General features: G+C 43.1%; 4 protein-coding genes and 2 pseudogenes. 1 reads left to right on the top strand and 5 read right to left on the bottom strand.

The features are described from left to right. Positions 1-197 precede the first annotated feature (197 nt). Positions 198-1,694: pseudogene (locus IM479_RS22280) on the top strand (Eco57I restriction-modification methylase domain-containing protein); the annotation flags it as partial. Between the two features lie 260 nt (positions 1,695-1,954). Here the strand turns inward: IM479_RS22280 and IM479_RS22275 are convergent. From IM479_RS22275 to IM479_RS22255, 5 genes and pseudogenes are all read right to left on the bottom strand, one after another. Next, positions 1,955-2,269: a DUF1825 family protein gene (locus IM479_RS22275; RefSeq protein WP_002738222.1), complete on the bottom strand. Its 315-nt coding sequence runs from the start codon at positions 2,267-2,269 to the stop codon at positions 1,955-1,957. Positions 2,270-2,508: 239 nt separating this feature from the next. Continuing rightward, a complete protein-coding gene (uppS, locus tag IM479_RS22270; RefSeq protein WP_286824071.1) occupies positions 2,509-3,258 on the bottom strand; it encodes a polyprenyl diphosphate synthase in 750 nt (249 codons plus the stop codon). After that, complete coding sequence (gene cdaA / locus IM479_RS22265; protein WP_287686572.1) at positions 3,255-4,175, bottom strand: diadenylate cyclase CdaA; 921 nt, start codon at positions 4,173-4,175, stop codon at positions 3,255-3,257. The genes uppS and cdaA overlap by 4 nt, the downstream gene beginning before the upstream one ends. A gap of 21 nt (positions 4,176-4,196) precedes the next feature. Further along, positions 4,197-5,600, bottom strand: coding sequence for a diaminopimelate decarboxylase (gene lysA / locus IM479_RS22260; protein ID WP_287686573.1), 1,404 nt, complete (start codon positions 5,598-5,600; stop codon positions 4,197-4,199). Positions 5,601-5,790: 190 nt separating this feature from the next. Continuing rightward, positions 5,791-5,983 (bottom strand): annotated as a pseudogene (locus tag IM479_RS22255) (zinc ribbon domain-containing protein); the annotation flags it as partial.

The following is a 5,983-nucleotide window of genomic DNA, read 5'->3' as shown; positions in this document are numbered from 1 at the left end:
TGATCGAGATGTAAACGCTGCGGTAAATATCAAGGTCGCCGGAGGACATTCGGAGACTTTAAATGGACGTGGAGGAAAGCGTAAGACTTCTGTTAAAGAAGCAGCATCCCGTGAAGCGTCAACCCCATTCAGCGACCATTCTAAAAAGGTGGCGTGGTGAGGAATCGCCGTCCGTTTTACGGCGGCGAGGATGTCAACACTTCGATAAACTGATTACGGAAAAGGGTGGTTTTGATGTGATTATCACTAATCCCCCCTGGGAAGTCTTTAAACCCCAAGCGAAGGAATTTTTTTCTCAGCATAGCGACTTGGTGACTAAAAATAAGATGGACATCAAGACGTTTGAAAAGGAACAGAAAAAACTGTTAACTAATCCCGAAATTGCTCAAGCATGGTTAGATTATCAAAGTCAATACCCCCACGTTAGTCTCTATTTTCGTTCCTCGGAACAATACAAAAATCAAATCTCTATTGTGAATGGTAAAAAGCAAGGGACGGATATTAATCTCTATAAGCTTTTTGTTGAACAATGTTTTAATCTCCTCCATCCCCAAGGTGAATGTGGAATGGTTATTCCCAGTGGAATTTATACCGATTTAGGAACCAAACAACTGCGAGAAATGTTATTTTCTCAGACAAACGTGACAGGATTATTTTGTTTTGAAAATCGTAAAACAATTTTTGAAAACGTCCATAGAAGTTTTAAGATTGCTATCTTAACTTTTGAGAAAAATAAACAAACTCTGTCCTTTCCTGTGGAGTTTATGCGTCACGATGTTGAGGAATTACAACGTTTTCCCCATAAAGATAGTTTAGTAATTAGCGTCGATTTAATCCGCAAACTATCCCCCGATTCCCTCTCGGTAATGGAATTTAAACAGGATATAGATATTCAAATTGCCGAAAAAATGTCTCGTTTTCCCCTGTTAGGAGAAACCCTTCCCGATACATGGAATCTCAAGTTAACTCGCGAATTTGATATGACTAATGATAGTTATTTGTTTAAACAAGTCCCTACTCGTAATTGTGTACCATTAATACAGGGAAATATGTTTCATCAATTTAATAATAATTTAGCTGCCCCTAAATATTGGATTGATTTAGATGAGGGAAGAAAGAAACTTTTAGGAAAACAAGAAGATAAAGATCAAAAACTATCCTATCAAGACTATCGTTTAGTGCATCGAAGAATTGCCCGTAATACAGACCAAAGAAGTCTAATTGCTTGTATTTTACCTAAAAATAGATTTTGTGCTGATACTGCCCAAACTGTTAAAAATATTCTTCCTTACAAGGTTACAATTTATATCGCTACCCTTTTTAATTCATTTGTTAATGATTATCAAATTAGACAAAGAATAACTGCCCATTGTGATATACACTTTATGTGTTCTTTAAAAATTCCCCGATTAAAAGAGGGAGATAGATACTTTGAGGAGATAGTGGAAAAGGCAGCGAAATTGATTTGTGTAAGCGAGGAATTTGACGAATTAGCGAAAGAAGTGGGAATAGATTCCCATAAAAATGGAGTAACAGAGGAGACAGAAAGGGCAAAAATTAGGGCTAAACTAGATGCAATAGTAGGCCACTTATATGAATTAAATGAGATAGAATTTCAGCATATATTAAGTACCTTTCCCCTCGCTTCCGAAAGCGTCAAAACTGCCACCCTCAAAGCTTACCAAAACCTGTAGGGGAAGTGGGTTTTGACCGATTTTCAGGGAAAAAGTACCTAAAATTTTCCCTGGATCACTGCAATTGCTGGCACTTTTTGATGTCAAAAAAGTCCAAAAGTGTTATCCGACAAGGTTTTTAGATTTATTCAGCAGACCTACTTAAAATTATTAGATTATTGTTCTCAAAAAACCGCAGACAACCAAAATTTCCGAGCAGTAAACTGGAGAGAGCCATTATCGGGTAAAAAGCGGCCAATACCCGATAAATATCGGCAATTTTAGCGAATCTCTGCCTTCATCCGTTCAAGGGTTTGCTGCATTTGGTCGAACATCATTTGGGGAGTCATACCAAATTGACCTAATTGGGTTTTTAGCTGTTCTACGGTCATTTGGGCGGAAAAATCCTCAGATAACTCAAAACGCTTCATAAATATCTTGTAGCGTTCCATTAACTCCTCCATCCTATCGATAAAGATTATTTTACCCTCTCGATCGAATTTCCCGTACTCGCTGCCTAGTTGCGTGAGGGACTGGTAATCTTCAAATAGCTGTCTAGCTTCCTGTTGAACCACTTCTGAGTCAAAGAATCCCATAATCTTAAAACTGCTTATCGTCGATAGTTATTCTCTCCCCTATTTTATTTTAGCCGGGGAAAAGTCTAGCTCCAGTCGATTTACGGATTACCGTATTGGGGAAATCGAGAACACGACAAACGGCCCTCTCGTCGCGGTTTAACCGTTGCCCCAGGGAGTTTAAGATAAAAAGTGAAAAATCAAAAATTGTCCTTTAACTGCCCCACAGTGGCTATTTCGAGCAATTTGGGCTGCAGCCCTTATAATTTGCCAAAACGACGATGACGACCCTGATAATCTTTTAAAGCGTGGTGAAATTGCACTCGATCGAAATCGGGCCAGAGGGTGTCAGTAACGTAGATTTCCGCGTAGGCCATTTGCCAGAGTAAAAAATTACTAATTCGCATTTCCCCACTACTGCGAATTAACAGGTCTGGGTTAGGGATCCCAGCAGTATAAAGATACTGTTCAAAGAGAGATTCATCGATCGCTTCTGGGGAGACTAAACCCTGTTGCACCTCACGAGCGATCGCCCGACAAGCTTGCACGATCTCCTCTCGGCCACCATAATTAGTAGCCACCGTAAATTGAATACCGGAATTTTTGCTAGTTTCTGCGTGAGATTTAGCAATTTCCCGTCTTAAAGACTCTGGCAAGACTGATAAATTACCAATAAAGCGAATTTTGACATTTTGCTGCATCATTTCTTCTAATTCGCGCCGCAAAACCCGCTCGAATAGAGTCATTAAAAACTCCACTTCCTCCAGGGGACGACCCCAATTTTCCGTAGAAAAAGCATAAGCGGTTAAAGCGGGAATCCCCCAGTCACGACAACAGCGTAGCAAGTCTTTTAGTGCATCTACTCCCCGTTGATGGCCCATAATCCGCGGTAAACCACGACTTTTCGCCCAACGACCGTTCCCATCCATAATCACTGCGACGTGCTGAGGCAAACGGTTTTTATCTAAATCCGTAGGTAATTCTGGTGACAAGCTCGGTTTAAGAGTCATTTTCTATCTTTGGGGGTTGCGCTGGGCGAACGGGAGAATTTTTCTAAGATTAGACGACCTTTTAAGCCAATTGTACGCCCTAAACGTCCCCAACTCGGTGCGACCACTTCCCCCTCTCCCGACGGAGAAAACTTCGCTTCGAGAAGCTCTTTTAGTTTACTACTGGTTAAGGGCCGATCCAAATTACCCCCCGACGCGAGGGAAATCGAGCCAGTTTCCTCAGAAACCACAATACAGATACAATTATCTAGCCTTTCGGTAATGCCCATGGCCGCCCGATGACGGGTGCCTAATTGCCTAGAGGTACTGCGCTCCGATAAGGGTAGAATAACACCAGCAGCCACCACTCGATCGCCCCGAATCAATACGGCCCCATCGTGCAGTAAAGTTTTAGTCTGAAAAATAGTTTGAATTAATTCCTTAGATACTTGGCCATTGAGCGTCACCCCCGGATTGACAAACACCTTGGTGTCGAGATTGCCACTGGTTTCTAATACCATCAGCGCGCCGGTGCGATTTTGAGATAGATCCTTTACTGCGTCCACTAACTCATCAATGACATTATCAGTCTTGGGAGTGGGGGAACTTTTTTTAAATAATTCCCCCACTTGACCTTTGCCCAATAATTCTAAAAAACGGCGGAATTCCGACTGAAAAATCACAGCAATCGCCACTGCTGCCCCCAAAATCAATTTTTCTAGGACTAACCCCAGCAAGCGCAATCCTAGGGCATCGCTAATCACCGAGGCCAGCATTAAGTAGATTAGTCCTCGCACCATCCAAAAGGTACGCCGCTCGCCGATAATTAGCAGCAGCATATAGGTAAGGAGGAAAACTAACCCAAAGTCTAGGACTGACAGACCATGGCTGAGAATCCAGGACAATAACCGGCGAGGGTCCAGAAAAAAACCCGACATGGGGGACGATAGCGATGAGGTTTATATCAAGGAGAGTCGATTGGGTAAGCGGTCTTGACGCAGCAAATCCGCCAGATTTTCCCGTTCAAGGATCAGATTAGCTTCTCCATTTTGGACAATTACCGCCGCCGGACGAGGTAAGCGGTTGTAATTAGAAGCCATACTGTAGTTATAGGCTCCCGTGGCTAAAACCACTACAATATCTCCCGGGTTGGTTTTCGGTAGCGTAATATCCTTAATTAGAATATCGCCAGATTCACAATGTTTTCCAGCTATTGTCACCACTTCCTGACATTCTTGACTCATTTTATTAGCGACCACGGCCCGGTAAACCGATTGATAGGTAATCGGTCGGGGATTATCGGACATTCCGCCATCGACGGCGATATAGGTGCGGATTTCAGGGATTTCTTTGCGATTACCCACTGTATAGGCCGTTACGCAAGCGGTGGCAATCAGAGAGCGTCCCGGTTCGGCAATGAGCAGGGGATAAGCGATACCTCTTTCCTGACAAGCTTTGGCCACTGCTAAGGACACCGCTTGCACCCATTCCTCGATACTTGGGGGGTCATCACTTTCGACGTAGCGAATCCCTAAACCACCACCCACATTTAATTGCTCTAGGGGTAAACCCCGTTCTAATCCTAATTTAAACCAATCTGCCAACACAGCGGCTAAGTCTTGGTGGGGTTGACGTTCAAAAATCTGGGAACCGATGTGAGCGTGTAAACCTAGACAATTCAGCACCGGATGAGCTAAAACATAGTCAAATACCGCTTCGATTTGATGGGGGTCAAAACCAAATTTACTGTCTAAGTGACCCGTGCGAATATATTCGTGGGTGTGGCACTCGATACCGGGGGTTAAACGCAACAGGATCGGAATAGGGGTATTAGGACGATTTTCGCCTAATTTAACCAGATTTTCTAACTCTAGCCAGTTATCAACGATAATAATGCAGTTATGCTCGATCGCATATTCTAACTCGGCGATCGATTTGTTATTACCATGAAAGTAGATCGGCACATCGGTTTTATTGATCTGGTCTAAAGCGGTTAACACTGTGTGAATTTCTCCGGCCGACACCACATCAAAACCTAATCCCTCCCTAGCGACCACGGCCGATACAGCCAGGCAATTCCACGCTTTCGAGGCATAAATTACCCTAGATTCTCCGGGATAATGAGTCTGGAAACCTTGCAGGTATTGACGACAGGCTGTGCGGAGGGTGACTTCATCGACAATATACAAGGGTGAACCGAAACGTTCCACTAGAGTCGTGACATCACAACCAGCGATTTCTAGACAATCGCGGTTATTAACCTTGGCCGTCAGGGGGAACAGGGTTTGATTCGGAGATAGACACTCTTGATAGGCTAAATATTTTTGTCCGGAATTGCTGATTTTAGGTTCAGTTGATAGCATGATCGGTGTTTTTTGTCAAGAAATCGATAATTTTTGTGACAATCTCTGCCCATCACCGATTCAGTCAAGGGAATTTTGACCGTTGGTGATCTAGATAGCCAAAATAGTTCTCTCTTTCACTTTACGACAAGTTGTTATTTCTTTTCTGATAATTGACGCTCCCATCGCTCTCATGCGAGGGATTCCCTGTTCAACCAGTTACCTTATCTACTAAGCTTTCACCTAATAGACAGTGGGTCGGCCTGTCCGAGGGCTTGAATTTCTGTCCGCCCGACAGTATTTGCTCTATGAAGTATGTTGATAGCGGCGTTTTCATCTCTGTCTAGAACACAGCCACAAGAACAAATATGAGTTCTAACAGACAATGTTTTCTTGACAATGGA

This window comes from Microcystis sp. M165S2, assembly GCF_020245885.1.
Classification (GTDB): Bacteria; Cyanobacteriota; Cyanobacteriia; order Cyanobacteriales; family Microcystaceae; genus Microcystis.
The sequence above is the reverse complement of the archived record's forward strand: the minus strand, read 5'-3'. Positions and strand labels throughout refer to the sequence as shown.